Source organism: Hydrotalea lipotrueae (genome assembly GCF_019249625.1).
GTDB lineage: Bacteria > Bacteroidota > Bacteroidia > Chitinophagales > Chitinophagaceae > Hydrotalea > Hydrotalea flava.
Window position 1 is genome coordinate 1 of record NZ_JAESDL010000061.1, and the last position, 1,612, is coordinate 1,612.

The following is a 1,612-nucleotide window of genomic DNA, read 5'->3' on the forward strand; positions in this document are numbered from 1 at the left end:
TTTTCCTGACTTGTCCGATTTAGTGCGGTCTAAGAATTTTTGTGATAATTTCTTGTAGATGATTCGGCACATGAGCTCTCATTCTTATTTCTTTTTTGGTTATTTTATTTATTAATCGGGCATCTGTGATCTTTTTACAATGGGTTAAAAATGCTCTTATGGACAATGTTGCTGTTATTTCAATATGTTTTGATATAGCTAATGCCATAAAGCAAATAAGTATATGTAATTGTATGGGCTCTTCTTTAAAATGGAAAATTGGGCGAGTTTGTAAATCGTTTTTTGAGACCCTAAATGCTTGTTCTACTTTATATAAATCATGATAGCGACTTATTATGGTTGCATTATCGGCAACAGCTTCTTTAATGTCTGTATAATATCCTTTAATCCCCAGTAGCTTTGTGGTTTTTTCAATAAGCTTTTCGTTCAGCATCATATTACTATCGCCTGATTTGAGGTATTTTACCCTCTTCATTTTTGAGGGTTGAGTCAGCATCAATTTTGCTCTCTCTATTTGCCTGTTCATCTCAAATTTATCTTTATTATAGCGCTTTTTAGAGAAGCTACAAATTAGATAGCCATTTTCTGTTTTAAGCCGAATCACGCTCCCATCTATTTTTGGAAGTTTCGCATCTATTGTTTCCAACAAGTGGGCCGACACATTACCTAGCCTTGCACCTACTATATAGTTGATTTTTTCTACTCTCAATGCCTCCACATTTTCGGTACTTATCATGGCTGCATCAGCAACGACCGTAAAGTTTTCTACTTTATGTTTTTTGATAAAAGATTTAATGACAGGAATCAACGTATGACCCTCAAATGTATTACCTGAAAACACCTCATAACTTACAGGAAAGCCTTCGGGTGTAACCATGAGTGCCACCACAATTTGTGGTTGTTGCGACTTGTTGTCTTTAGAAAATCCATTCTTGCGAAGTTCGTCCTCCGTAAATGTTTCGAAATACAGGGTCGTAACATCATAGAACAATAAAGAAAAATCAAATCCATATTGTTTTCTGGCAAAATCAAGCGTTTTTTTCTCTATTCTTTCCTTTAAAACAAGCCATTTATGTGCTGATTCATAAAACTGTTGCCTGCGGTGTTTAATGCCAAAATAAGATTCTATTAACTCAATAGAACGAAGTTTGGAACCAGGCTCAACGATTCGAATCACTACAAAATCATTCAACAAAGCATCCGCTTCTAAAGTATAACCAATTTGGTGCTGCACGGCTCTCAATACATCGTACAAATAAGTAAGGTAAATCCCTATGAATTCACATTGACTAACCAATACTGCCTCCTCGCCAGGTTTGGAATCTTCAAATAGATATAATTGTTTGGTATAATCAGCAATAAATAGCCTGGCCATTTCTTCCAGGGCAAATATTTCTTCGTTAGTAGTTCCTGAACCAATATGTTTGATGATAACCCGTTTACTGTTTTGATAATGATAAACTTGTACAGAACGAGAATTTCCCTTTGTTTTTACAATTCTAATGTGTAGCATTTGACCTGGTTAGTGCGGTCAAAATAGATAAAAAGTATCATAAGTAGTTGATTATCAGAAACTATTTGTTTGGATTATGGAAAGGCGGACAAGTCAGGA

Annotated in this window: 1 protein-coding gene; it reads right to left on the reverse strand. The window is 35.1% G+C overall.

What is annotated here, in order from left to right:
* Window positions 1–19 precede the first annotated feature (19 nt).
* Window positions 20–1,513: an IS1634 family transposase gene (locus tag JK139_RS15375; protein ID WP_074419367.1), complete on the reverse strand. Its 1,494-nt coding sequence runs from the start codon at window positions 1,511–1,513 to the stop codon at window positions 20–22.
* Between the last annotated feature and the right edge of the window lie 99 nt (window positions 1,514–1,612).

What these genes read in the sequence shown, in the direction of transcription:
- JK139_RS15375 (WP_074419367.1), bottom strand. Translation starts at nt 1,513, where the DNA reads ATGCTACACATTAGAATTGTAAAAACAAAGGGAAATTCTCGTTCTGTA.